Annotated in this window: 22 protein-coding genes; 14 read left to right on the plus strand and 8 right to left on the minus strand. The window is 56.4% G+C overall.

Annotated elements, in window-relative coordinates:
• Window positions 1-11 precede the first annotated feature (11 nt).
• The 3 genes from ACRZ91_RS04060 (at window position 12) to ACRZ91_RS04070 (ending at window position 2,558) form a co-directional block, all read left to right on the plus strand.
• Window positions 12-905, plus strand: coding sequence for a PfkB family carbohydrate kinase (locus tag ACRZ91_RS04060; protein ID WP_480651527.1), 894 nt, complete (start codon window positions 12-14; stop codon window positions 903-905).
• Complete coding sequence (locus ACRZ91_RS04065; protein WP_480902795.1) at window positions 902-1,816, plus strand: pseudouridine-5'-phosphate glycosidase; 915 nt, start codon at window positions 902-904, stop codon at window positions 1,814-1,816. Before ACRZ91_RS04060 ends, ACRZ91_RS04065 begins: the two co-directional genes overlap by 4 nt.
• A gap of 64 nt (window positions 1,817-1,880) precedes the next feature.
• Window positions 1,881-2,558 (plus strand): DUF502 domain-containing protein, encoded by a 678-nt coding sequence (locus ACRZ91_RS04070; RefSeq protein WP_010440321.1) that lies wholly within the window; start codon window positions 1,881-1,883, stop codon window positions 2,556-2,558.
• Here the strand turns inward: ACRZ91_RS04070 and ACRZ91_RS04075 are convergent, their stop codons facing one another.
• Together ACRZ91_RS04075 and ACRZ91_RS04080 are read right to left on the minus strand one after the other, a co-directional pair.
• Complete coding sequence (locus ACRZ91_RS04075; protein ID WP_480902798.1) at window positions 2,559-3,584, minus strand: patatin-like phospholipase family protein; 1,026 nt, start codon at window positions 3,582-3,584, stop codon at window positions 2,559-2,561.
• A gap of 58 nt (window positions 3,585-3,642) precedes the next feature.
• Window positions 3,643-4,416 carry a 3-hydroxybutyrate dehydrogenase gene (locus ACRZ91_RS04080; protein WP_480902801.1) on the minus strand — a complete coding sequence of 258 codons (774 nt, stop codon included), beginning with the start codon at window positions 4,414-4,416 and terminating at the stop codon, window positions 3,643-3,645.
• A gap of 293 nt (window positions 4,417-4,709) precedes the next feature.
• Here ACRZ91_RS04080 and ACRZ91_RS04085 point away from each other — a divergent pair, with 293 nt between their 5' ends.
• Entirely contained in the window at window positions 4,710-6,536 is a 1,827-nt protein-coding gene (locus ACRZ91_RS04085) for an extracellular solute-binding protein (protein WP_480902804.1), read from the plus strand.
• A 531-nt stretch (window positions 6,537-7,067) separates the two neighbouring features.
• Window positions 7,068-7,304 carry a hypothetical protein gene (locus ACRZ91_RS04090; protein ID WP_010440325.1) on the plus strand — a complete coding sequence of 79 codons (237 nt, stop codon included), beginning with the start codon at window positions 7,068-7,070 and terminating at the stop codon, window positions 7,302-7,304.
• Here ACRZ91_RS04090 and ACRZ91_RS04095 read toward each other — a convergent pair.
• Window positions 7,293-7,916: a helix-turn-helix domain-containing protein gene (locus ACRZ91_RS04095; RefSeq protein WP_010440326.1), complete on the minus strand. Its 624-nt coding sequence runs from the start codon at window positions 7,914-7,916 to the stop codon at window positions 7,293-7,295. The genes ACRZ91_RS04090 and ACRZ91_RS04095 overlap by 12 nt on opposite strands.
• Before the next feature lie 65 nt (window positions 7,917-7,981).
• On the opposite strand from ACRZ91_RS04095, the gene ACRZ91_RS04100 reads away from it, so the two are divergent.
• The 5 genes from ACRZ91_RS04100 to ACRZ91_RS04120 all read left to right on the plus strand — a co-directional run bounded on the left by ACRZ91_RS04100 (window position 7,982) and on the right by ACRZ91_RS04120 (window position 13,833).
• Window positions 7,982-9,499, plus strand: a complete 1,518-nt coding sequence (locus tag ACRZ91_RS04100) for a class I adenylate-forming enzyme family protein (protein ID WP_480902808.1) — start codon at window positions 7,982-7,984, stop codon at window positions 9,497-9,499.
• Window positions 9,496-10,155 (plus strand): DsbA family oxidoreductase, encoded by a 660-nt coding sequence (locus ACRZ91_RS04105; RefSeq protein ID WP_170774017.1) that lies wholly within the window; start codon window positions 9,496-9,498, stop codon window positions 10,153-10,155. Before ACRZ91_RS04100 ends, ACRZ91_RS04105 begins: the two co-directional genes overlap by 4 nt.
• Before the next feature lie 73 nt (window positions 10,156-10,228).
• Entirely contained in the window at window positions 10,229-11,437 is a 1,209-nt protein-coding gene (locus ACRZ91_RS04110; RefSeq protein WP_170781717.1) for a multidrug effflux MFS transporter, read from the plus strand.
• A gap of 57 nt (window positions 11,438-11,494) precedes the next feature.
• Window positions 11,495-13,159 carry a hypothetical protein gene (locus ACRZ91_RS04115; protein ID WP_480902811.1) on the plus strand — a complete coding sequence of 555 codons (1,665 nt, stop codon included), beginning with the start codon at window positions 11,495-11,497 and terminating at the stop codon, window positions 13,157-13,159.
• On the plus strand, window positions 13,156-13,833 hold the full coding sequence (locus ACRZ91_RS04120; protein WP_480902814.1) for an SH3 domain-containing protein: 678 nt from the start codon (window positions 13,156-13,158) through the stop codon (window positions 13,831-13,833). Before ACRZ91_RS04115 ends, ACRZ91_RS04120 begins: the two co-directional genes overlap by 4 nt.
• Here the strand turns inward: ACRZ91_RS04120 and mfd are convergent.
• On the minus strand, window positions 13,830-17,285 hold the full coding sequence (mfd, locus tag ACRZ91_RS04125; RefSeq protein ID WP_480903380.1) for a transcription-repair coupling factor: 3,456 nt from the start codon (window positions 17,283-17,285) through the stop codon (window positions 13,830-13,832). The two genes, ACRZ91_RS04120 and mfd, sit on opposite strands and share 4 nt — an antisense overlap.
• Before the next feature lie 18 nt (window positions 17,286-17,303).
• Window positions 17,304-17,831 (minus strand): component of SufBCD complex, encoded by a 528-nt coding sequence (locus ACRZ91_RS04130; RefSeq protein ID WP_480902816.1) that lies wholly within the window; start codon window positions 17,829-17,831, stop codon window positions 17,304-17,306.
• Window positions 17,832-17,951: 120 nt separating this feature from the next.
• On the opposite strand from ACRZ91_RS04130, the gene hemB reads away from it, so the two are divergent.
• From hemB to ACRZ91_RS04150, 4 genes are all read left to right on the plus strand, one after another.
• Complete coding sequence (gene hemB, locus ACRZ91_RS04135) at window positions 17,952-18,950, plus strand: porphobilinogen synthase (RefSeq protein ID WP_480902819.1); 999 nt, start codon at window positions 17,952-17,954, stop codon at window positions 18,948-18,950.
• Between the two features lie 143 nt (window positions 18,951-19,093).
• Window positions 19,094-19,669: a lipid-binding SYLF domain-containing protein gene (locus ACRZ91_RS04140; protein WP_010440335.1), complete on the plus strand. Its 576-nt coding sequence runs from the start codon at window positions 19,094-19,096 to the stop codon at window positions 19,667-19,669.
• Window positions 19,670-19,831: 162 nt separating this feature from the next.
• A complete protein-coding gene (locus ACRZ91_RS04145; RefSeq protein ID WP_480902822.1) occupies window positions 19,832-22,294 on the plus strand; it encodes a penicillin acylase family protein in 2,463 nt (820 codons plus the stop codon).
• 104 nt (window positions 22,295-22,398) lie between these two features.
• A complete protein-coding gene (locus tag ACRZ91_RS04150; RefSeq protein WP_480902825.1) occupies window positions 22,399-22,794 on the plus strand; it encodes an SgcJ/EcaC family oxidoreductase in 396 nt (131 codons plus the stop codon).
• Between the two features lie 16 nt (window positions 22,795-22,810).
• On the opposite strand, the gene ACRZ91_RS04155 is transcribed toward ACRZ91_RS04150, so the two are convergent.
• The 3 genes from ACRZ91_RS04155 to hfq are packed head-to-tail and all read right to left on the minus strand — an operon-like array spanning window position 22,811 to window position 24,644.
• The gene (locus ACRZ91_RS04155) at window positions 22,811-23,101 is read right to left on the minus strand and encodes a putative quinol monooxygenase (protein ID WP_480651554.1); all 291 of its coding nucleotides are present in this window, start codon (window positions 23,099-23,101) and stop codon (window positions 22,811-22,813) included.
• 32 nt (window positions 23,102-23,133) lie between these two features.
• On the minus strand, window positions 23,134-24,405 hold the full coding sequence (gene hflX, locus ACRZ91_RS04160; RefSeq protein ID WP_480902829.1) for a GTPase HflX: 1,272 nt from the start codon (window positions 24,403-24,405) through the stop codon (window positions 23,134-23,136).
• Window positions 24,405-24,644 (minus strand): RNA chaperone Hfq, encoded by a 240-nt coding sequence (gene hfq, locus ACRZ91_RS04165; protein WP_010440340.1) that lies wholly within the window; start codon window positions 24,642-24,644, stop codon window positions 24,405-24,407. The genes hflX and hfq overlap by 1 nt, the downstream gene beginning before the upstream one ends.
• Window positions 24,645-24,739: the final 95 nt, after the last annotated feature.

A 24,739-nucleotide genomic window follows, 5' to 3' on the forward strand; every position in this document is an offset into this window, starting at 1 on the left:
TGACACGAAGCATGACTCAGAACAGCGAAATCCTGTGTATCGGATCGGTCCTGTGGGACGTAATCGGGCGATCTGCCAGCGTCATGCGGCAGGGATCGGACGTACCGGGGCGGATTACCCGCTTGCCCGGCGGTGTCGCCATGAACATCGCCATGACGTTGGTGCGCTTTGGGATGACCCCTACGCTGCTCACTGCAATCGGCCGCGATCCCGAAGGCGATGAACTGGTCCACTCCTGCGCACGGCTGGGCATGGTGACCGACCACATCTACCGTTCGCAAGACTTGCCGACCGACCGCTATATGGCCGTCGAAGGTGCCAATGGATTAATCGCAGCCATTGCAGACGCCCATTCACTTGAGGCGGCGGGAGCAAAAATCTTACGTCCCTTGATGCATGGACCTTTGGGCTATGAAAATACACCTTTTGAAGGCCCCATCGCGCTGGACGGCAACCTAACCCTGAACCTGCTGGAAGAGATCGCGCAAAGCCCCGCCTTTGCCCGCGCCGATCTTCGCGTGGCCCCCGCGTCCCCCGGCAAGGCCGAGCGTTTGTTACCTTTTCTGAAACACGCGCGCGCAACACTCTATGTAAACCTCGAAGAAGCTGGGCTTTTATGCCAACGCGAATTCACTAATTCCGAAAGTGCTGCTCAGGGCTTGCTTGACCGTGGCGCACTGCGTGTTCTGGTGACCGATGGCGGCAACTCGGCCACTGTCGGTAGCGCTAATAGTGTTCTGACCCAAAAACCACCTTCCGTTCTGGTCACCCGCGTGACCGGCGCAGGTGATACTTTCATGGCAGCCCATATCGCTGCCGAAGCAAGTGGCGCTGACAACGACGCCGCGCTCAAGCGTGCCCTACATGCCGCCGCAACATATGTTTCCGGAGAAACTCCACTGTGATCGACATCCAATATTCCGCCGAGGTTCGCGCCGCAAAAGACGCAGGCCAACCCATTGTTGCGCTGGAAAGCACTATCATCACCCACGGGATGCCCTACCCCCAGAACATCGAGGTTGCCGCACAGGTCGAACAGGACATTCGCGATGCGGGCGCAGTCCCCGCAACTATCGCCGTGATCGATGGCGTGCTTAACATTGGGCTTGAGTCCGATCAGCTTCAGGCCCTTGGTCAGGCGCAAGGCGTTGCCAAGCTGTCGCGCGCTGACATGGCTGCTTGTCTTGCAACTGGCGGTACAGGGGCCACCACCGTCGCAGCTACCATGATCGCAGCGCATTATGCAGGTATCGAAGTATTTGCCACAGGCGGCATCGGCGGCGTTCATCAGGGGGCTGAAACCTCTTTTGATATCTCTGCAGACCTGCATGAGCTTGCGCAAACACCTGTGACGGTTGTTGCGGCCGGAGCCAAAGCTATTCTCGACCTGGCCAAAACCCTTGAGGTTCTGGAAACGCTCGGTGTGCCGGTCATCGCACACGGACAGGACGAATTTCCGGCGTTCTGGTCAGCCAAGTCTCCGCTGGCCGCCCCCTTGCGGATGGACAGCGCAGAGGACATCGCCAAAGCCCATGCCGCGCGGCGGGCGCTGGGATTACCCGGTGGGCAACTCGTAGCCAATCCGATCCCGCAGGCCGATCAGATCGCTGCCGAGGAACTTGCCCCGATCATTGCTTCCGCACAGGCGGATGCCGAAACGCACAGGATCACCGGCAAAGGCGTTACGCCTTACCTGCTGCAACGCATCTACGAACAGACCAATGGTCGCTCGTTGACCGCCAATATCGCTCTGGTACGCAACAATGCACGGCTGGCGGCGGGCATAGCAATAGCGACGGTAAAGACGGCTGAGTGACATAAGCCTATTGTACCAAGACCTCGGACTGCTTAACTAATTCCGCAAACCACTCAGGACCGCAATGAACACGCCGTTTGACGAAGAACCACATCGCCGCTCGGGCCTTCTGTCCGGGCTGCGCGCGTCATTTTTGACGGGCATTGTTGTCATTGCGCCGGTTTGGCTGACGATCTGGCTGATCTGGTCGGTCGTGGGCTGGATCGACAGCGCCGTGCTGCCATTGATCCCTCAGCAATTCCAGCCAGCCGAGTATGTTGGGATCAACCTGCGCGGCGTCGGCGTCATCATCTTCCTGATCTTCACGGTCATCGTCGGCTGGATTGCCAAAGGCATTTTGGGCCGTTCACTGATCCACTTCGCCGAAAGCCTTGTTGATCGGATGCCCGTCGTCCGGTCCGTCTATTCCGGCATCAAGCAAATTTCGGAAACAGTCTTTGCGCAGACAGAACGCTCTTTCGAAAAAGCCTGTCTGATCCAGTATCCGCGCCGCGGAATTTGGGCAATTGGATTTGTTTCGACCACAGCGCGGGGCGAAGTCAGCCAGCGCGCCGAAACGGGTGGTGAATTGCTCAGCGTCTTTGTCCCGACGACCCCAAACCCCACATCCGGTTTCCTGCTGTTTTTCCCAGCCGAGGACGTGATCCTGCTGGATATGTCGATCGAGGACGCAGCCAAATTGGTGATTTCAGCGGGGCTGGTATACCCAAACGAAAAAGACCCGACCCAGCCGCCGGAGTAGTCAGCCAAACATGGCAGGCAGGTCGACAGTACTGCGTTCGCCCAGATCATCCTTGTGGGCGCGCAAGAATTGATCTGCCGCAACGCGCCCGGCCTGCTTCAACCTGTTCAGAACAACCGGATTTGGAACGGTTTTTGTCGCAGCTGACAGATCATTCATCAGAGCATCATCCGCGATCATATGAACCAGCACCCGGCTCATCTCGCCTGCTTTCAATTTTCCCTCGGCCAGCAGTCGCTGCACAAAATTAATCGCGCGCAATTCGCGGAATAGCGATGAATTAAAGCTGATCTCATTAATCCGGTTCTGAATCTGCTGCGGCGTCTTCGGCACCTCGTCCCTTTCTAAAGGGTTGATATTTACAATCACCACATCGTCGGGAAGTTCACCACCAAACAAGGGGTACAACGCCGGGTTGCCAGTATATCCCCCATCCCAATACGCTTCGGTACGACCAGATTTTGGATCATAGATCTCTATTGCCTGAAATAGGTTGGGCAGACAGGCCGACGCCAAAATTGCGTCGGTCGATATCTCATCTTCAGCAAAGACCCGAATTTTACCGCTGCGAACACAAGTCGCACAGACAAAAAGCTCCGGCCCTTCATCTGCACAAATCTCATCAAAATTGAACCGATCCACAACCGGCTCAAGCGGATTGCGATAGAACGGCCCGTAGGCATAGGGAGACACCAGCCGCGACCATGTTTCGGCCATCGAATACGGCAGTGAATACTCAAGCGCCTGCGATATATGCGCGGGCTCTAATCCGCGCATCCAATGAACGATCCGCATATCACCAACAGCGCCCATGCGCGTCCATAAATCGTCGAGACAGGCCCGAGCGCCTTCGCGCCCCGCATGCACCATTCCGGATTTGAACGCGGCTCCGTTAAGGGCGCCAGCCGAGGTTCCAGTGATCGCCGCAACCTCAACATCCTCCTCATCCAGTAGACGGTCCAGCACACCCCAGGTAAACGCACCATGGGCACCACCGCCCTGCAAAGCCAGATTGATCCGCTTCATACTTCCGCCTCTTCATCTGGCCAAAAATATCCGGGGGGGGCAGCGCATCCATGTATCCTCAAAGCGCGGTCCACCCCCCATCGACCGAGATCGTCGTCCCGGTGATCTGCGCGGCCGCATCCGAACACAAGAAGATGGTCGTGCCACCAAGTTGTTCAACCGTCGCGAACTCTTTTGAAGGTTGCCGTTCCAGCAGGACGTTCTTCACAACATCCTCGCGGCTCAGGTTATATTCCTTCATCGTATTGGGGATTTGCGCCTCAACCAGTGGGGTCAGCACATAACCCGGGCAGATAGCGTTGCACGTGATCGGTTCTTGAGCCGTCTCAAGCGCAACGGTTTTGGTCATCCCAACCACACCATGTTTTGCCGCTACATAAGCTGCCTTAAAAGGAGAGGCCGTCAACCCATGTGCCGAAGCGATATTCACGATACGGCCCCAACCTGCCGCACGCATCATCGGCAAGGCTGCAGCCGTTGTGTGAAAGGCTGAGTTCATGTTGATCGCAATGATTGCATCCCATTTATCAGTCGGAAATTGATCGATCGGTGAAACATGTTGGATGCCCGCATTATTCACCAATATGTCGCAGGCACCTGCCTGTTCGATAAGTGCGCGGCATTCATCGCCTTTCGACATGTCCGCCTTGATGTAGCGCGCGTTGGTCCCGGTCTCTTTCCCAATCTCGGCAGCCAGCGCATGATCTACATCCCGGTCAGTAAACGAGTTCAGAACCACATCCGCACCCGCCTTGGCCAGCTCACGCGCAACGCCCAGTCCAATCCCTGAATTCGACCCTGTTATGATGGCTGTTTTTCCCGCCAAGCTCATGCCTGCTCTCCGTACTGATTTCAATTCAGCCACACAGTGCCATGCTGCACCTGCAAAGGGAACGGGCAATGATACAGCAGGTGCATCCCGGCAGATTTTGCCAAAAAAAACGCCCGCACGAAGCGGGCGTTAAGTTATTGAGGCAGGTTTCATACAGGCAAGAAACCTATCGAGCAGTGCATCCTTTATAAGCAATTCTTTGCATCCGTCCAAGCTAAAAGTTTGATAATAAGAAAAATCATGGCTACGGTGAATCCCAAACAAAATAAGGCCAGAGCAGGATTGTTTCCAAAATGAGCCCCGATTATCTCCACCCCCTCCGACCAGCAATTGCGGGAATCGCCTGCATTTTTGCGGCTTCATTCGCTTCGGCAGAATCAGCCCATGGCATAGCTATGTATGGCGACCCGGCACTACCACCGGATTTTGTGTCGCTACCCTACGCAAATCCCGATGCGCCCAAGGGCGGAAAAGTCGTATTTGGAAATACCGGCGGCTATAACAGTTTGAACCCGTTTGTGCAAAAAGGCACGTCACCCTGGCAGCTGCGATTTTGGACCCATGAAAGCCTGATGGGGCGGTCCTGGGACGAACCTTTCACTCTTTACGGGTTGTTAGCCGAATCAGTTGAGACAGATTCAGACCGCACTTGGGTCGAATTCACTTTGCGTGAAAACGCACGATTCTCGGATGGCGCACCAGTCACTGTCGAAGATGTTATCTGGTCGTACGAGACGCTGGGTACCGAAGGCCACCTGCGGTATCGCGGGCTGTGGGGCAAGATCGATAGCATTGAACAGACCGGCCCACGCAGTGTCCGGATCAGCTTTAATGAACCCGATCGCGAGCTGGCCCTGATAGCCGGCATGCGCCCTATCCTGCAAAAGGCACAATGGGAGGGGAAATCGTTCGCAGACGCTCAGTTGCAAGATATACCCATCGGATCAGGACCCTACGTAATCGATGATTACGAAGCTGGCCGCTATGTAAACCTACGCCGCAATCCTGACTACTGGGGTGCCGATATCCCCTACCGCAAGGGCACGATGAATCTGGATGACATGCGGATCGAATTCTATGGTGACGGCACCGTCACCTTCGAAGCATTCAAGGCAGGCGAACTTTCAGCCGTGCGCGAGTTTAACGCGGACAAATGGAACACTCAGTATAACTTCCCGGCGGCCCAACGCGGTGATGTCGTAAAGACCGAAATTCCGCATCAAAAACCTTCGGGCATGACCGGTTTTGTCATGAACACACGTAAGGCCCCCTTTGACGACTGGCGCGTTCGCGAAGCGCTGACCCTGGCGTTCAACTTTGAATTCATCAACGACACCGTCACAGGCGGCGCGCAACCCAGAATTACGTCCTATTTCTCAGGCTCTGAGTTGGGCATGCAACCCGGTGCGGCCACCGGTCGCGTAGCAGACCTTCTGCAACCTTACGCCGCCGACCTGGCGCCGGGTACCATTGAGGGGTATGAATTGCCCGCGGGTGATGGAACCGAACGCAACCGGAGCAATATCCGCAAGGCGCTAAAACTGCTGGAAGAGGCAGGCTGGACAATTCAGGACGGTCAGCTTCGCAATGCCGATGGCAAACCGTTTGAAATCGACCTTGTCATCAGCCAGGGCAGCCTGAATGTGGTGCAGGATGTCGGTGTGATCGCGGAAATCTATGCACGCGCGTTGGAGCGCCTGGGCATTCAACTGACCGTCGAAAAAGTTGACGACGCGCAGTACACCTCGCGTATCGACGCGCAAGACTTCGACATGACGCCCTTCCGCCGCGCCCTTTCGCTGTCGCCCGGCAACGAACAACGCCTGTATTGGGGCAGCGGAAACGCCGACACTCCGGGGACTAGGAATGTCATGGGGCTGACTTCTCCTGCCGTTGACGGATTGATCGATGCAATGCTGGCCTCGGAAAGCCACGAGGATTTTGTGGCCGCTACCCGCGCGTTGGACCGCGTACTAACCGCTGGCCGTTACGTCATTCCGATCTGGAGCTTCGATGTCGGCCGCATCGCCCACGTGAAGGAGTTGAAGCAACCTGCCTCGCTTCCGATTTATGGAGATGGGCCCGAATACATGCCGCAGGTCTGGTGGTTCGAGGACTGATAAGACCGCGCGGCTTTCAGTTCAGCGCATATCCGGGCCTAAAATTGGTTGATCCGGCAATGGCGCGGCAACGGGGCAGATTGCCAGCTATAAGCGATTTTCGGCTGAACCCGTCACAAACTGTGACCAATACCAGAGCTTGTGGGTCGCGGAACCATTCGCGCCTACTGGTACACAAGTTGCACAAGTATTGCTTATCCGGTCAAAATCATCGCAAGGGGCTTTACGGACTCGTGGCACGGACTATACGTTGTACATATCCCGATGAATATCTTAGTGCATATAATTGCAGCATTTTTCGGGTACGTGATACTGTACTGGCTGTTTAAGTCAGAAGAACAACGGACCGGCCGCCACTCACTAAAACAGCAGGTCCGTCGGCCCGTTGCGGTTTAGCCGCAGCGGGTTTTTGCCTTTGGTTTCCGTCACGGCAACCTGCGACATTTTGTCATGTCCGCATTATCCCCCCACACTCCGTACGCTAATACCGGGGAGAGCAATCCTGGAACCGAATAAAGGGAAGGCTCGTAGATGTTGAACTGGGCTGATCTGACGCAAGACTGGGGCGCGTCGTATGCGCGTGCAAAACGCAGATTTCCAAACCTGCGGGACAGGGACATGGCGCGCGTTGGTGAAGATCGCAAGCAGTTCGAAGCATATCTGGCCGAACGTCACCATCTGACTGTTAATGAAGCCCGGGAAGAGCTTGAGGATTTCCTGTATACCGAAGCGTTGAACCGCGAAGTTGCGCAAACCTTAAGTAAGTGACGTCACCCAAAGGATCGTGGCATCCTCGTCACTAACCGAAATTACATTGTGCCCCATGCTACCGTCATAATAGGCGCTATCGCCCCGGCGCATCTCGACTGGTTCATAAAATTCGGTGAACAGGCGCACCACGCCGGTCAGGACATACAAGAACTCCTCACCATCGTGACGTACCCATCCATCAAACTCTTCCATAGATCGTGCGCGCACTCGGGCACGATAGGGTAGCATCTGCTTTTTGGTAAGCGTTTCTGCCAGCAGTTCATGCTCATAGGTTGTGGTCGCGTGCGCAGCCCCCGCGCCCATTTTGGTCACCGCCATTCGGCCTATGACCTGATCACGCTGGGGCGGAGTGAACAGCTGAGGCACCGAAATTTCCAGCCCTATCGCCAGCTTCTTCAACGCATCATAAGTCGGCGACATCTGACCGTTTTCGATCTTGCTAAGTGTCGACCTTGCCAACCCGGCCTGGTTGGCCGCCTGTTCCAGCGTCCAGTTTCGGGCTTTGCGCAGCTCACGCACACGCGCGCCCAGATCGACGGGCTCAAGCTCGGTATTAATACCATTGTCGCGGGCAATTCTGACGATGGACTTATGATCATTCTTGCTCATGCGTCTTTCTATAGGGGCAGCATGCTCTGCTTGCAACGCGCCGTGCGCAGCTGTAGCCAGTTCCCATGTTGTCGATCTTTGATCAGGGACCACCGCCGCCCTGCCCGCGCCCATTCAATCTTGCCGCGCATGTCCTGCGTCATGCCCAAAGCTATTCGGAAAAAACCGCTCTATCTGTGCTTGGGCAGAACAGCGCAGTCGACTGGACCTACAGAGAGCTGAATGCAGCGATCCTGGGAACAGGAACAGGCTTACTTCAGAGCGGCCTCAAGCCCGGCAACATCATTTTGATGCGACTTGGAAATACAGTCGATTTCCCAATCGCATATCTTGGAGCAATCGCCGTTGGGCTGGTTCCAGTTCCAACCTCATCGCAACTGACAGACGCGGAAACCGTCAAGATCATCGACGATCTAAATCCTGCCGCCGTTTTGCGCGATCCGCAGGTCGCCTGCGCCGATCACTCCAACCAAATACGGCTGGATGAGCTTGTCGGAATGCGAACGCTGCCGCCAGAGGAGTTTGCAATGGGTGACCCCGAGCGATTGGCCTATGTTGTCTATACTTCGGGCACTTCAGGCAAGCCGCGCGCTGTCGCCCACGCGCATCGCGCCATCTGGGCGCGGCAAATGATGGTCGATGGCTGGTACGGTCTGCAATCTTCGGATCGATTGTGCCACGCCGGAGCATTCAACTGGACCTATACTCTGGGTACCGGGTTGATGGACCCGTGGACCATCGGCGCAACGGCACTGATTCCAGAGCCGGGAACGAACATCCGTGATCTGCCCACCCTGCTGACCCAACAACGCGCCACGATTTTTGCAGCTGCCCCCGGGGTCTTTCGGAAGATCATGCAGGGCAATCAGCGACTAGACTTACCTGATCTGCGCCATGGCCTGTGCGCCGGAGAAAAGCTCTCACGTCACCTGCATGACAAGTGGGTGCGGTCCACCGGAACAGAACTATACGAAGCATATGGTATGTCGGAATGTTCGACTTTCATCTCGTCCTGCCCCAGCCACCCGGCGCGCGGTGAGGCGTTGGGTCAGCCGCAACCCGGGCGCCGGGTGGCCATTGTTGGTCCCGACGGCCCGGTCCCGCAGGGACAAGAAGGCACGATTGCAATTCACCGTGACGATCCGGGCCTTATGTTGACTTACCTGAACGCACCCGAAGAGGCCGACGCACGTATCGCTGGGAACTGGTTCCTGACAGGTGATCAGGGTGCGATGGCCGCAGACGGGCAGATCACTTATATGGGCCGCGACGATGACATGATGAACGCAGGCGGGTACCGGGTTTCCCCGGTCGAAGTCGAGGCTGCCTTGTCGAACCACCCAGGTATCACGCAGGTTGGCGCCGCGTCGGTTGAGGTTAAACAAGACAGCTCGATCATTGTTGCATTCTACACCGGCCCCGAGGAACTAGACGCGGAGACGTTGCGCGCCTATGTGTCTGACAAGCTGGCGCGCTACAAACAACCGCGGGCCTTTGTCCATCTGTCCGAACTGCCCACTGGGGGCAACGGCAAACTCCTGCGCCGCGCCCTGCCGGCCTATTTCAAGGCAACGTCCGAATGACACAGACCGTTAAGCTCGATATCATGTCCGACCCGATCTGCCCCTGGTGCTATATCGGCAAGACCCATCTGGACAAGGCGCTGGCCGAAATCCCGAACCATCCGTTCGTGATCGAATGGCATCCTTTTCAATTGAACCCGGATATGCCCGATGCAGGGATGGACCGGCGTGAGTATCTGGAGCGCAAGTTTGGCGGCAAAGACGGCGCTGTTCGCGCCTATGCACCGGTGGTCGAGCACGCCGAGAACGCTGGTCTGAAGATCGATTTCGAGGGCATGAAACGTACACCAAATACGCTGGACGCACACCGACTGATCCATTGGGCCGGTATAGAGGGCAAGCAGAACGCCGTGGTCGATGCCCTGTTCAACGCATATTTCGTCGAAGCACGCGACATCGGAGATCGAGAAGTTCTGGCCGATATCGCAGACAGCGTTGGCATGGACGCGGCAGTCGTGATGAAATTGCTGCAATCGGAATCCGATCGCGAAGACATAAGAACCCGCGACAGCCATTCTCGCGAGATGGGCGTGAATTCGGTTCCCACTTTCATTGTGGCGAACCAACACGCCGTTCCTGGCGCACAACCCCCTGAATTATGGGGAAAAGTTATATCTGAGATCATGTCTCAGATTGAGGCTTCCTCTGCAGAATAGCACAGACCCCTGTGCATTTCTGATCTAGTCCGTTCCTCGGCACCGTGATAGCGCTGCTGGGAAGGAGCTCCCCATGACCAATCGCATGTCCCGGGGCGAATTCATTGCGCTGGTCGCGATGATGTTCGCCACGATTGCCTTTTCGATCGACTCAATGCTGCCCGCTCTGCCCGAAATCGGTAAAGAGCTTAGCCCCAATGACATGAACAAAGCGCAACTGATTTTGACATCTTTTGTGCTGGGGATGGGTATCGGGACGTTTTTCACGGGCCCGATTTCGGATGCCGTTGGACGCAAACCGGTTATCTATGGAGGCGTTGCCCTCTATATCCTGGCGTCGGCAGTTGCCTGGGCCAGTTCTTCGCTCGAGCTGGTATTGGCTGCGCGGGTTGTTCAAGGCCTCGGCGCAGCTGGCCCTCGTGTTGTGGCGATGGCGATCATTCGGGACCTCTATGCGGGACGCGAGATGGCCCGCATCATCTCGATTGCCATGATGATCTTCACGTTGGTTCCGGCCGCAGCACCGTTGCTTGGTGCAGGTGTTATCGCTTTGGTTGGATGGCGCGGAATCTTCGTATCCTTCATGCTTTTTGCTTCAATCATCGTAGTTTGGATGGCAACGCGGTTGCCCGAGTCCCTGGCTCCTGAAAATCGCCGCCCCTTTCGACTGCCATTAATGATCGCAGCTGTGAAGGAGATGATGACCCATCCCACCGTGCGACTTTCAATCCTTGTGCAGACGTTGTGTATGGGATTGCTGTTTACCATGCTGACAATGGTGCAACCGGTTTTTGACGTCATACATGACCGAGCCGAAAGCTTTCCGTTCTGGTTCGGCTTTGTGGCGCTGATCTCGGGCTCGGCCAGTCTGTTGAATGCCGCGCTCGTTGTTCGCCTCGGCATGCGCCGGATCGTGACCTGGGCCCTTGGTGCGCAGATCATTATCACCGCATGCGTAATTGTCCTGAACGCGATGCCATTGTCCCCGGACGCCTCATTCGCGCTGTTCGTGACGTGGCAAACTACCGTATTCTTCATGGCGGGCGTTACCATGGGCAATCTGAACGCCATCGCGATGGAACCGATGGGCCATATCGCGGGAATGGCCGCCTCGGTCATTGGGTCTATCGCAACGGTTCTGGCTGCGGCAATCGCCGCGCCTGTCGGCTTACTATTTGATGGATCGATTACGCCTTTGACGACAGGGGTGTTGATCATGTGCATTCTGGGCTTCGGCCTGATGCTGCATATGGGTCGGATCGAAAATCGACTGCCTGCCTGATCTGTGCAGACCTTCTGAAACGCGTTAAGCTCCTGCCAATTGTTTGGGAGGGGTCTTATGCGCGACTATTATGATCTTGGCACCTATTCCTGTGCCGTCACCACTGCGTCGGCTGAGGCGCAGCTGTGGTTCGATCGCGGACTAGTCTGGACATATGGCTATAACCATGACGAGGCGGTCGCCTGTTTTCAGAAGGCCGCAGACGCTGACCCCGACTGCGCCATGGCCCATTGGGGCGTCGCCTATGCGGCGGGGCCGAACTACAACCTGCCATGGGATCTGCGTGACGATCAGGGACAGACCAAATCACTGGCGATTGCCTATGACGCTACACAAAAAGCTATGGCCCTTCTGGAGATGTGCACACCGGTTGAACAGGCCCTGATCCGTGCGCTGCCAGCCCGTTACCCACAGCGTGATCCGATTGAGGATATGCACACCTGGGATTACGACTATGCCGACGCGATGCGCGCAGCATTTTCTGAGCAGCCCGGCAATCTGGATCTGCGCACTATCTATGTCGAGGCATTGATGAACCTTACGCCCTGGCAGATGTGGAACCTGAAAACCGGACAACCTGCCGAGGGCGCGGCCACGCTTGAGGCGCAAGAGGCATTGGAAAAAGCGATGGCTGATGATCCTGATGCGATGTCTCATCCCGGCCTGTTGCATCTCTATGTCCATCTGATGGAGATGTCGCCGACCCCGGAAAAGGCTCTGCAAGCGGGGGATATTCTGCGCACGCTGGTTCCGGATGCGGGGCATCTGGTACATATGCCAACGCATATCGACGTGCAGTGCGGCCATTATCACAACGTCGTCTATTGGAATGAACAGGCCTCGGTCGCTGATTTGAAGTATTATGAGCGCGAAGGCGCGTTCAATATCTACACCGGCTATCGTCAACACAATTACCATTTTGCAATCTACGGTGCATTATTTCTGGGTCAGATGGAGCCCGCCCTGCGCGCCAATCAAGGCCTGTGGGACACCACACCCGAGGAAATGCTGCGGATCGAAAGCCCGCCCATGGCGGATTATTTCGAAAGTTATATGTCCATGGGTCCGCATATCCTGATCCGCTTTGGCCGCTGGGAAGAGGCTAAGGCGTTGGATCTTCCCGACGATCCGGACCTCTATCGTACGCTCACGGCAACAACACACTATGCCCGCGCCATCGCCCATGCGGCCACGGATGAGGTCGCGCAGGCCGAAGCTGAAGAGCAACTGTTCCTTGCCGCTAAAACCTGCGTGCCCGAAACACGCAGGCTGCACAATAACCGTGTCATCGACCTTCTTGAAATTGCTGCGGAAATGCTGCGCGGAGAAATCGAATATCGTAAGGGCAACTACGATATTGCATATGCCCATCTGCGTCGGTCGGTCGAGTTGGACGACACATTGCCTTATGACGAACCATGGGGCTGGATGCAGCCCACACGCCACGCGCTTGGGGCTTTGTTATTTGAACAGGGCCACGTTGCCGAGGCCGAGGCCGTCTTTCGAGAGGATCTGGGTCTAGGAGGAGCGCTCGGCCGTGCCTCGATCCACCCCGACAATGTCTGGAGCCTTAGAGGGCTACGCGATTGCCTGAAAGAGCGTGGAGAGGCCATAGAAATCAAACAGATTCAACAACGTCTTGATCTTGCGCTCGCGCGTGCGGACAGGGCTGTTGATGCATCCTGTTTTTGTGCGCAAGCCGCGATGCGAGCCGCCGAATGAATGCACTGTCATTGGCTCTGGCTTTGGTAATGTGTGGTCCCGCATTTGCGCAACGGCAGACATTTCCTCCAGTGGATCAAGCAGAACAAGACCCCACCCTGCTAAAGTTCAGGTCCGATCTGCTTGCAAAAATCGAAGCGCGCGATACCGAGGCCGTCGTGGCTGCCACATGTCCCGATATTTATCTAAGCCATGGCAGCAATGGCGGACCGGACGAATTCCGAATAAACCTAACTGTGCCGCCCGATCAGCTGAGCGAAGAGTTCAGAGACGAAGCTGACGAACTGCGCGATGCCTATTGGACAGATTTATACGAAACGCTGTCGCAGCCAGGTTACTTTGACGAACAGGGTGAGTTCTGGATGCCAACACATTGGCAAATCGCCCTGCCCGCTTCCGTGGATCCGTTCACAGCATATTTCGTCGCCGCTGAACAGGTAACGCTGCGCCAATCCCCCTCTCGCGGTGGCCCGATAGTTGGTTTGATCAGCCACGAGGTGGTCATTGTTCCTGACTATCAAACCGATGAAACCTATCAAAAAATTCGACTGACGGATGGAACCACAGGCTACATGCATGGCGACTTTCTGACATCTATGGTTGGGTATCGCGCTGCTTTGGTGAAATCCGAAGCGGGCGATTGGCAGCTTTGCACCTTTGTGACCGGGGACTAGGCTTTTGCCTTTTTCTTCTCAGCCATCACCTTTTCAGCCAGATCGCGCGCGATCGCAAACGCGCCCTTGATCTTGTCGCTGTCCTTTTTCCAATCGCGCCGGACAACGATCTTGTTGTCCTTGACCTTGGCCAATCCACGCTGGTTCTGGATGAACTCGACCAACCCCTGAGGAGAAGCGAACTTGTCATTATGGAACTGGATCGTCGCGCCTTTAGGTCCGCCGTCCAGCTTGGCAATCCCTGCCCGTTTACACATCGCCTTGATACGTACGACCAACATCAGTGTATTCACCTCTTTCGGCAAAGTGCCGAAACGGTCGATCAATTCAGCAGCGAAGCCTTCCAGCTCGACCTTCGTCGACAATGACGACAGGCGGCGATAGAGACCAAGACGCACATCCAGATCGGGCACGTAATCCTCGGGGATCAGAACCGGGACACCTAGGTTGATCTGCGGGGCCCATTGGTCGTCGGCATCCGACAGTCCTTCCATCTCGCCGGCTTTAATCTTGGCAATCGCCTCTTCCAGCATCGACTGATAGAGTTCATAGCCTACGTCGCGCATCTGGCCGGACTGCTCTTCACCCAGCAGATTACCGGCCCCACGAATATCCAAATCCTGTGACGCCAGCGTAAATCCAGCCCCCAGCGTATCCAATGAGCCCAAAACCCGCAGGCGTTTCTCGGCCGTTACCGTCAGGCGTGCGCGCGGTTTGGTGGTCAGATAGGCATAAGCGCGGGTTTTCGAACGCCCCACCCGACCCCGGATCTGATAGAGTTGTGCCAGCCCGAACATGTCCGCCCGATGCACCACCATCGTGTTGGCGGTCGGAATATCCAACCCGCTTTCGACAATAGTGGTCGCCAGCAACACGTCGTACCTGCCGTCGTAGAAGGCGTTCATCCTGTCATCCAACTCACCCGCTGCCATCTGCCCATGGGCGACCACATAGGTCAGCTCCGGCAGTTGTTCTTTGAGGAATTCCTCGATCTCGGGCAGGTCCGAAATACGCGGGACCACATAGAAGCTCTGCCCACCTCGATAATGTTCACGCAGAAGCGCCTCGCGAATGGTGACGGCATCGAACTCGCTGACATAGGTGCGGATGGCAAGGCGATCGATGGGTGGGGTGCCAATGATCGACAGATCGCGTACCCCGGTCAGAGACAGCTGCAGCGTCCGCGGGATCGGCGTTGCGGTCAGGGTCAGGACGTGTACGTCCGAGCGTAGTTGTTTCAACCGTTCTTTGTGACCCACGCCGAAATGCTGTTCCTCATCGATGATCAGCAGACCCAGATTGTTGAACCGTATCCCTTTGGCCAACAGCGCATGTGTTCCGATCACGATATCCACAGTGCCCCGTGCCAGCCCGTCGCGGGTTTGTTGCGCCTCCTTTGCCGACACAAAGCGCGATAATTGCCGAACCTCCAGCGGGAAGCCCCGGAAGCGTTCCTTAAAGGACGCTGCGTGTTGGCGTGCGAGCAACGTGGTCGGCGCGACTATGGCGACCTGCACGCCTGACATGGCTGCGACAAAGGCTGCGCGCATGGCGACTTCGGTCTTGCCGAAACCAACATCGCCGCAAATCAGGCGATCCATCGGCGCGCCGGAGTGCATGTCTTCCATCACCTCGGATATGGCACGCAACTGATCGTCGGTCTCCTGATACGGGAAACGCGCGCTGAATTCCTCCCACGCGTGGGGTGGCGGGTCCATAACCGGAGCTTTCCGCAACGCACGCTCGGCCGCGATGCGGATCAGTTTGTCCGCCATCTCGCGGATGCGCTCTTTCAGTTTGGCCTTTTTGGCCTGCCACGCGCCGCCGCCGAGACGGTCCAGCAGCCCTTCATCATGGCCGTATTTCGAAAGCAGTTCGATGTTTTCGACCGGCAGATAGAGCTTTGACTGTTCCGCATACTCCAGCAGCAGGCATTCATGCGCAGCACCGGCGGCGGTGACGACCTCCATCCCCATGTAGCGACCAATGCCGTGGTCTACATGCACCACCAGATCGCCGGGGCTGAGGGATTGGGTCTCGGTCAGAAAGTTCTCGGCCTTGCGGCGTTTCTTGGGTTGGCGGATCAAACGGTCACCCAGCACGTCCTGCTCAGCGATCACCGTCAAATCAGGCGTTTCAAACCCATGCTCCAATGCCCAAACGGCCAGATGCAACCCGCGCTTCCCAACTCGTGTGCCATCGGCCACTGGGATCGCCTCGGCGAGACCTTCGTCCTCGATCAAACCGGTTAGACGCTCACGCGCGCCTTCTGAATAAGAGGCAATGAGGACCGGACCTTTGTCCATCTTATCGGTGATGTGGCTGGCGAGAGCACCAAATAGGCTGATGCTTTCCTGTTGGCGTTCCGGGGCAAAGTTTCGCCCAATCCGACCACCTGCATCAATCACACCCGGTCCGCTGGCCTGCGGCAGCGGGCTGAACTGCAACACTCGCCGGTCGCCAACCGCCTTTTCCCATGCAGCATCGTCCAGATAAAGCAGCCCGGGGGGCGTAGGTTTATACACAGTATCCATGCGCGAGCGGTTTTCCAGTGCCAGCTTTCGCGTCTCATACTGATCAGCAATCGAATCCCACCGCGCCAACCGCGCTGGTGTGACCTGATCATCAAGTGAGATTGTTGCGCCCGGCAGGTAATCGAACAGCGTCTCAAGCTTTTCATGAAAGAACGGCAACCAGTGTTCGATACCCTGATGTTTACGGCCAGCGCTGACGGCCTCATACAGCGGGTCATCCGTGCCCGCTGCGCCGAATTCGATGCGGTAGTTCTGGCGAAATCGGGTGATGGCGGCATCGTCCAGAATAACTTCGGACACTGGGGCAAGCTCGACCACATCAAGCTTTTCTGTCGTGCGCTGCGAGACAGGATCGAACCGGCGCGCGCCATCCAGAACATCTCCAAACAGGTCCAGCCGAACCGGGCCACTTTCGCCCGGTGGAAAGATATCAATGATACCCCCGCGGATCGCATAATCTCCGGGCTCCATAACAGTCGGACTTTGGGTGAAGCCCATGCGCACCAGAAAGTTCCTCAGCGCTTCTTCATCTATGCGCTGATCTACGCGGGCGGTAAACGCGGCCTCGCGTAGAATCGCGCGGGCCGGAACCCGCTGTGTTGCTGCATTAAGCGTGGTCAACAGCACAAACTGCTCTGGCATCTGATGTACTAGTGCAGCCAATGTCGCCACGCGCGCAGCCGAGATATCCGCATTGGGCGACACACGATCATAAGGCAGGCAATCCCAGCCCGGGAAAACGAACACCGGCATGTGAGGGGCAAAAAAGGCCAGCGCCGCCCGCATCGCCTCCATCCGTTTGTCATCGCGCGCGACATGACAGACCGGACCACCCGAGCGGACGATCTCATTCAGCACCAGCTGTGCGTCAAACCCTTCAGGAGCACCGCCGACTGTAACGTGGTTCGGAGCCTTCATCATGCTGCCTCTTTGATATCACCAGCCCAGAACGCCAGCCGTAAAGTTCTGATACATGCCCCAAAACGAAGTGAGCAATATAGAGATCATTCCAATGATCTGAGTATAGACCCGGCACCGGCCCAGATTCTTGGCAACGTTTTCCAACGTCAGCTCTTGTTGTCTCATTTTTTTTGCGGTCGATATATTGATGAGCATGACAAAGCACATCGGGCACAACAGCAAGAAAACAGCTTGCGCAAATTCAAGCCCGTAAAAGAAACCCATTGTTGCCAACCCGGTCAGCACGAAACAACAGATCGCAAATATCGCAAGACCAGATGTCTCGACAATATACATCACGCGATTCGTGTTGATCCTGGCAATGTCCAACAAATCCTGTTCTGACTGGCCACCGGAACGGCGCGCCCGTGCCACCAGATCGTGGGGCACGCCAATCGACCAATGGCTGGCAGAAGACCAAAGAACAGCCAATCCGATCCAATACCACAGATTCGAAAAGCTTCGCATATCGATGATTTCAAATATCGAAGTGTAAATGTCCAAGCGTCTGCCCTTTATTCAACGTCCGCAGGGACCGTCATCGAATGGATGCGTCCATTGTTACCCTTGAGACCACCGGGAATTCATGCCACCCAATGCGCGATTGTTCAAGGAGAGTGCGCCATGAAACCGACCATCGCCCCCTATCCACTGACGCGGTTCCGCCGGGCCCGTCAATCCGAGGCGATCCGGGGGTTGGTGCGCGAGAACACCCTGACTGTCGATGACTTTATCTGGCCGATTTTTGTGCGCGATGGTGAAGGGATTGAAGAGCCCGTGCCCTCCATGCCCGGGGTTAAGCGTCGTTCGGTTGATTTGATAGCCAAAGCAGCTGGCGAGGCACAGGCACTCGGAATACCGGCTATCTGTATATTCCCATACACCGATCCCGCGCTGAAAACCGAAGATTGTGCCGAAGCGTGGAACCCCGACAACTTGTCCAATCGCGCTATTCGGGCAGCCAAAGAAGCGGCACCAGATATCGCTGTAATGACCGATGTGGCGCTGGATCCCTACAACATCAACGGCCATGACGGTTATGTTGTGGATGGCGAAATTGTGAATGATCAGACGGTCGAAGCGCTGGTTAAAATGACTCTGGCGCAAGCCGAAGCCGGTGCTGATATTATCGGCCCTTCAGACATGATGGATGGACGGATTGGCGCAATGCGTAGTGCGCTTGAGGCGGCAGGGCATCACAACGTCATGATCCTCAGCTACGCCGCCAAATATGCCAGCGCGTTTTACGGCCCGTTCCGTGACGCCGTTGGGGCCTCGGGCGCACTGACCGGGGACAAGAAGACCTATCAGATGGATCCCGCAAACTCGAACGAGGCGCTGCGTCTGATCGAACGCGACCTGACCGAGGGCGCAGATATGGTCATGATTAAGCCAGGGATGCCCTATTTGGATATTTGCCGCCGGGTAAAAGACAGCTTTGGCGCGCCGACCTACGCGTATCAGGTCTCGGGCGAATACGCGATGATACAGGCAGCAGCCCAAAACGGTTGGATCGACGGCGAAAAGGTGATGCTTGAAAGCCTGCTGGCTTTCAAACGCGCGGGATGTGATGGCATTCTGACGTATTTTGCACCAGAGGCCGCGCGCATTTTGAACGGCTAACGCCTCAGATTGTCGCGACTTTTCGCCGATCTGCCGCGCATGCAGCGCAGCTTTCCCGTGACAGGCGGGCGCAATCGGCGTATTCTTGCAAACAAGATCGGGAAGACCCGACAAATCAGGCACATACACAGAGACAGAGAAACATGAGCAGCTCAAACTCCCTCCGACTAAGCCGTCGCGGCTTTGCATTTGGCATGGCCGGACTGACGCTAACAGCCGCCTGCGGCAATGGCGTCGGGAATTCCAATGCGGTGGCGCTTGATGCCCGTGTTGATGCGACGCTAAACGAAATGTACAGCAAGTACCCTAATACCGTTGATATCGCCAACAAGGCTAACGGGATGCTGGTCATGCCATTGATCACCGACGCCGGGTTAATCTTCTTCGGTGGTGCCTATGGTCAGGGTGCGCTGCGCATTCAGGGTGCTACGGTTGATTACTATTCGGCCATTTCCGGCACGGCGGGCCTACAGATCGGCGCACAACAATATGCACATGTTCTATTCTTCATGACCGAGGACGCGCTGAATGACTTCCGCCGATCCAGCGGTTGGACCGCAGGCGCCGATATCGGGTATGTCGTTGACGCAACCGGTGAGTCGCTTTCGACAGATACCAATCAATTGGGCAAACCCGTGCTAGCAGCGGTCTTTGGGCAGGCGGGTCTGAAATTCGGTGCAACCATAGAAGGCACCAAATACACCCGCATCATTCCCTGATTCACGAGCCCCCTTCCCCCTCAGAGAAGCCCTGCTACATCTTGTGGCAGGGCTTTTAGATTTTATGGATTTCACACATATTCCTTTGGCATTCCTCTTTCGGTCCGGATGGGCTTCCAGTAACCTCTGCGCAAACGAATATACAGATTTCTTGGGGGACAGATGGGTCTGGTCTTTCGCTGGCTGGTGAGAATTACGACGGGCCTGATCCTGCTTTTGGTCGCAGCAATCGGGCTGATCTATTTTCTGGCCAGCCAATCCCTGCCCGAATATGATCAAACTCTTGAAGTTGAAGGGATTACCGCCCCCGTCGAGATCGTCCGCGACACCGCGAACGTACCACATGTCATGGGCCAGTCCGACCCGGATGTATTCTTTGGCCTTGGATATGCCCATGCGCAGGACCGGCTTTGGCAAATGACCGTTCTGCGCCGGACCGTACAGGGCCGATTGTCCGAAATATTCGGCCAGCGAACAGTCCATATCGACAAGCTCTTGCGACGACTGGACCTTTATGGCCTTGCCCATCGATCTGTCGACGTACAAGACGATTACACGCTTGCCGCATTGCGCGCCTATTCTGCTGGAATTAACGCCCGGCTAACCGAAATAAACGATCAGGCGCTAGGTCGTGGCGCGCCCGAGATGTTCTTGTTCAACGCGCCTGTCCCGCCATGGCAGCCCGGCGACAGTCTGGCCATCATGAAACTGATGAGTTTGCAATTGTCCGGCCACCTTGCGGATGAGGTTCTGCGTGCCCGAACTTCTCTGATATTGGACGACCCAGCACGTTTGGCTGACATTCTGCCCGATGTCCCTGGCCCCGGGATCGCGGCGCTACCTGAATATGCCGCTCTGTTTCCGAACCTTCCGCGGTATGCGCAGGGAGCTTCGATGCCTGACACGCCGCTTTCACCTTTTCCCCAGCGCGGATTGGCAGGGGCGTCAAATGCCTGGACCGCCGCGCCGTCTCGTTCGGCCAGCGGTGGCACCTTATTGGCCAACGACCCCCATCTGGGTTTCACTGCACCCGGCATCTGGTACCTGGCCCGGATGGAGCTTACTAAAGGCGGAGTTATTGGCGCGACGATCCCTGGTATTCCCGCGATTTCAGCCGGGCGAAGCGAGCGCTTGGGATGGGGTCTGACCTCATCTTATCTGGACGATCAGGACGTCCATATCGAACAGTTGAACCCCGAGAACCCAGAAGAATACCTGACCCCAGACGGATATAAGCGCTTCCAAACCCGGCCTTCGATCATTGAGATCAAGGACGCGGCCCCGATCACTTTGACCCTGCGTTGGACCGAGAACGGCCCCGTTCTGCCGGGCACGCATTACCATCTGGAAACCATTACGCCTCCGGGGCATGTGGCCTCCCTGTCATGGAGTGCGCTCAGTCCCCGCGACACCTCGATGAGTGCGTCTTTGGCGCTGATGAATGCAGATACCGTTCGGCAGGCCATCAATATAGCCGAAGATTACATCGCGCCATCACAGAACCTGTCATTGGTCGATCGAAACACGATTGGTTTGAAACTGATCGGTGCCATGCCCCGGCGAGACCTTAATAACCAAAGTCGTGGCCGTATTCCAACCCCCGGGTGGCTGGAACGAAACCGCTGGCAAGGTCGGTTGCGTTATGCGGACAACCCGGAATTTGTTGCTCCAGCCGGCGGCGTACTGGGCAATACAAATAACAAGATCATTGATCGCCCCTTCCCAGATCATGTCTCATATGAGTGGGGTGACACCCAGCGCGTTCACCGTTGGGAACGCCTGATGCAATCGCGCGAAGTGCACACCCGCGATAGCTTTATAGAGGCGCAGCTGGATACGGTCAGCTTTACGGCTCGATCCTTGTTGCCGCTGATCGGTGCTGATCTCTGGTTCACCGGAGAGTCCGCACCTGAAGGCACACCGGAACGTCAGCGGCAAATCGCGCTGGATTTGCTGGCCAACTGGAATGGCGAGATGAATGAGCACCTGCCCGAGCCATTGATCTACGCTGTCTGGCTGCGGGCACTGCAAATCCGTCTGATATCGGATGAGCTTGGCCCCTTGGCAGCGGAATACAAACATGTCGAACCATTGTTCATCGAGCGTGTTTACCGTGACATCGATGGCGCTTCGGTCTGGTGCGACGTGCGTCAGAGCGCCCCTGCCGAGACATGCACAGACATGGCTCGGCTGGCGCTGGATGACGCAATCATCTGGATTTCGGAACGATATGGCTCAGCGTTGGAATCTTTGCGTTGGGGTGATGCCCATCAGGCGACCCACGACCACCCCGTGCTGGGCGAAGTACCGGTACTGCGTTTCTTCGTAAACATCCGCCAGTCGACCAGTGGCGGCGACAATACCTTGTTGCGCGGCCGCACTTCGGGCGAAGGTCCAGATCCATTCCAGAATGTGCACGGTGCAGGATATCGTGGCGTATATGATTTCGCCGATCCGGACAGTTCAGTATTCATCACGGCCACTGGTCAGTCTGGCCATTTTTTGTCGCGCTACTACGATGATCAGGCCCAGTTGTGGCGCCGGGGCGAATACATTCCCATGTCGTTGGATATCGGTCTTGCCCGCGCCGCGGCAGTTGGCGTGACCGTGCTCAACCCACGCTGACAGTATCGGCAATTCCCCGCCCCTTTTTGCGCGCCGCGTGGACGTGGTTGATTGAATTCGCCTAAAATCAACGAGCCGTCGCATCGCACCAAAGGGGGAAATGCATGGGCAGCCTTCGCGATATTTTGAATAATCTGGCGCGCGACTATGCCGTTGCGTGGAGTTCAGGCGACCCAGACGCGGTTGCCAGCTTCTTTTCGCCGGATGGTCAAATCAGCATCAATCGTGGCGAACCTCTGCAAGGACATGCCGCAATCGCTGAAATGGCGCGCCGTCTTTATGCGGATTTCCCTGATCTGGAAGTACGTTGCGACATGATGCGGTGGGCTGGACCACATGCCCTGTTCGTCAGAACGCTCGAAGGGCATCATCACGCCACTGGTAACCGCGTTGTCACGCGTGGATGGGAGCAGTGGGAACTGACATCGAACAACAAGATCAAAACTTCGCTGGAATGGTTCGATGCACAAGAGCGGCAAAGCCAGATTGATGGTGTCTGAAACGCGTCCGCGCACCTTACTCTGAAGTCACAATGTATTCACGGGGAATGCCTTGTGTGATCCGATACCAGTCAGAGTTTTTCGTCCTGTCCTGGTGCGCCTCAAAGGCCGCCCTGTTTGCAAAAACCTCGGATACTTCAAACCGACCTGGCTGGTTGGCATCTTCGCAGACTTCGAATGAGATACACCCCGCCTCTGCACGGGTCAGTGAAATATGAGCAGGCAGCGCTTGCCGCACCTGTTCCAACCGGTCCTGAGGCACCGTAATATGACCGCGCAAATGAACCTTCTTTTCAGCCTGTGTCATCGACAACCCTTTTTATTGAGTGGGTCCAAACTTCAAAGCGCGGCAAAGCGGGCCGCTTGTTTGTCAGTCCAAAGCACAGTGATTTCGAAACCATCCTCGGTCTGCGCTTCAGATCTCACGACTTCCTGACGAAACAACCATGCCCGCTTTTGACCTTCAGCGAACGTCAATGAGAGTGTGGATTCATGCCGGGCGCCCTGCAGGATCGTGGCAATTTCAGACAAAAGAGGAGCAATCCCCTCGCCTGTTACCGCCGAAATCGCAAATATTGCCGGATCACGCTCGGCTCGAGCCAGCGTGGCCTGGCGGTCCTCGGGGCTGAGAAGATCAATTTTGTTCCAGACTTCCAGCCGGGGCCGGTCATCCTCGACCCCAAGAGAGGTCAAAATCGTCTCGACATCCTGCGCCTGCGCTTCAGTTTCTTCATGACTAATGTCTCGAACATGAACCACAAGATCGGCACCCAAAACCTCTTCCAGCGTGGCGCGGAATGCGGCAACCAGTTCTGTCGGCAGGTTCGAGATGAAACCCACTGTATCCGAAAGGATCACTTCGGGACCATCCGGCAGTTCGACCCGCCGCATTGTGGGATCAAGCGTAGCAAAGAGCATATCTTTTGCCATTACCTTGGCGCCAGTCAGGCCATTGAATAGCGTGGATTTTCCAGCGTTGGTGTAGCCGACCAATGCAACGATTGGGTACGGAACCTTGGCCCGTGCGGCGCGGTGCAACGTGCGGGTCTTGACCACTTTCTGCAGCTGCCGCCGTAGACGCACCAATTGTTCATCGATCGCACGGCGGTCCGCTTCGATCTGGGTTTCACCCGGCCCGCCGACGAATCCCAATCCGCCGCGCTGCCGTTCAAGGTGGGTCCAGGCCCGCACCAATCGCGTTCGTTGATAGCTGAGTGCCGCCATCTCGACTTGTAGCACCCCTTCGCGGGTACGCGCACGATCACTGAAAATCTCCAGGATCAGCCCGGTTCGATCGAGGATTTTGACCTTCCAGGCCTTTTCAAGATTTCGTTGCTGAACAGGCGTGACTGGCCCGTCGATCAGAACCAGTTCCACTTCGTTCTCGTGGAAACGCTCTCCCAACTCTTCGATCTTGCCGCTGCCGAACAGCAATCCCGCCTGAGCCCGCTGTAAACGTACAACTTCGGACCCGACCACATCCAGATCGGGCAAAGCGGCAGCCAATGCCACCGCCTCTTCCAGCGCCGGTTCTGGAACGCGGCGCTGTTCATCTGATTTGATTTCCGGATGCAGCACCCAGGCACGGGTGCGCGTCCTATCATGTTCCATCAAGAGGCGTCTTCGCCCTCATACAGGCTGATCGGCTGTGACGGCATGATGGTCGAAATCGCGTGTTTGTAGACCAGCTGCGACTGTCCGTCGCGGCGCAACAACACACAAAAATTATCGAACCAGGTGATTACACCCTGCAATTTCACGCCATTGATCAGGAATATCGTGACCGGGACTTTTGCTTTCCGTACATTATTCAGGAACGCGTCCTGCAGATTCTGTCTGTCCGAAGCCATATTGTTTTAATCTCGCCATTGTTCTTGCTACGCGCTGCGGACCAACGCGCTCCCTCCGGCGGAGTATGGAGTGGTGCGCGCAGATATTCCAGATG

It is taken from the genome of Ruegeria sp. O11 (assembly GCF_056535285.1).

Excerpts from the sequence above, each read along its gene's own strand:
- ACRZ91_RS04060 (WP_480651527.1), top strand. The coding sequence starts at position 12 with ATGACTCAGAACAGCGAAATCCTGTGTATCGGATCGGTCCTGTGGGAC.
- ACRZ91_RS04070 (WP_010440321.1), top strand. The coding sequence starts at position 1,881 with ATGAACACGCCGTTTGACGAAGAACCACATCGCCGCTCGGGCCTTCTG.
- ACRZ91_RS04075 (WP_480902798.1), bottom strand. The coding sequence starts at position 3,584 with ATGAAGCGGATCAATCTGGCTTTGCAGGGCGGTGGTGCCCATGGTGCG.
- ACRZ91_RS04080 (WP_480902801.1), bottom strand. The coding sequence starts at position 4,416 with ATGAGCTTGGCGGGAAAAACAGCCATCATAACAGGGTCGAATTCAGGG.
- ACRZ91_RS04085 (WP_480902804.1), top strand. The coding sequence starts at position 4,710 with ATGAGCCCCGATTATCTCCACCCCCTCCGACCAGCAATTGCGGGAATC.
- ACRZ91_RS04090 (WP_010440325.1), top strand. The coding sequence starts at position 7,068 with ATGTTGAACTGGGCTGATCTGACGCAAGACTGGGGCGCGTCGTATGCG.
- ACRZ91_RS04095 (WP_010440326.1), bottom strand. The coding sequence starts at position 7,916 with ATGAGCAAGAATGATCATAAGTCCATCGTCAGAATTGCCCGCGACAAT.
- ACRZ91_RS04100 (WP_480902808.1), top strand. The coding sequence starts at position 7,982 with ATGTTGTCGATCTTTGATCAGGGACCACCGCCGCCCTGCCCGCGCCCA.
- ACRZ91_RS04105 (WP_170774017.1), top strand. The coding sequence starts at position 9,496 with ATGACACAGACCGTTAAGCTCGATATCATGTCCGACCCGATCTGCCCC.
- ACRZ91_RS04110 (WP_170781717.1), top strand. The coding sequence starts at position 10,229 with ATGACCAATCGCATGTCCCGGGGCGAATTCATTGCGCTGGTCGCGATG.
- ACRZ91_RS04115 (WP_480902811.1), top strand. The coding sequence starts at position 11,495 with ATGCGCGACTATTATGATCTTGGCACCTATTCCTGTGCCGTCACCACT.
- ACRZ91_RS04120 (WP_480902814.1), top strand. The coding sequence starts at position 13,156 with ATGAATGCACTGTCATTGGCTCTGGCTTTGGTAATGTGTGGTCCCGCA.
- mfd (WP_480903380.1), bottom strand. The coding sequence starts at position 17,285 with ATGAAGGCTCCGAACCACGTTACAGTCGGCGGTGCTCCTGAAGGGTTT.
- hemB (WP_480902819.1), top strand. The coding sequence starts at position 17,952 with ATGAAACCGACCATCGCCCCCTATCCACTGACGCGGTTCCGCCGGGCC.
- ACRZ91_RS04140 (WP_010440335.1), top strand. The coding sequence starts at position 19,094 with ATGAGCAGCTCAAACTCCCTCCGACTAAGCCGTCGCGGCTTTGCATTT.
- ACRZ91_RS04145 (WP_480902822.1), top strand. The coding sequence starts at position 19,832 with ATGGGTCTGGTCTTTCGCTGGCTGGTGAGAATTACGACGGGCCTGATC.
- ACRZ91_RS04150 (WP_480902825.1), top strand. The coding sequence starts at position 22,399 with ATGGGCAGCCTTCGCGATATTTTGAATAATCTGGCGCGCGACTATGCC.
- ACRZ91_RS04155 (WP_480651554.1), bottom strand. The coding sequence starts at position 23,101 with ATGACACAGGCTGAAAAGAAGGTTCATTTGCGCGGTCATATTACGGTG.
- hflX (WP_480902829.1), bottom strand. The coding sequence starts at position 24,405 with ATGGAACATGATAGGACGCGCACCCGTGCCTGGGTGCTGCATCCGGAA.
- hfq (WP_010440340.1), bottom strand. The coding sequence starts at position 24,644 with ATGGCTTCGGACAGACAGAATCTGCAGGACGCGTTCCTGAATAATGTA.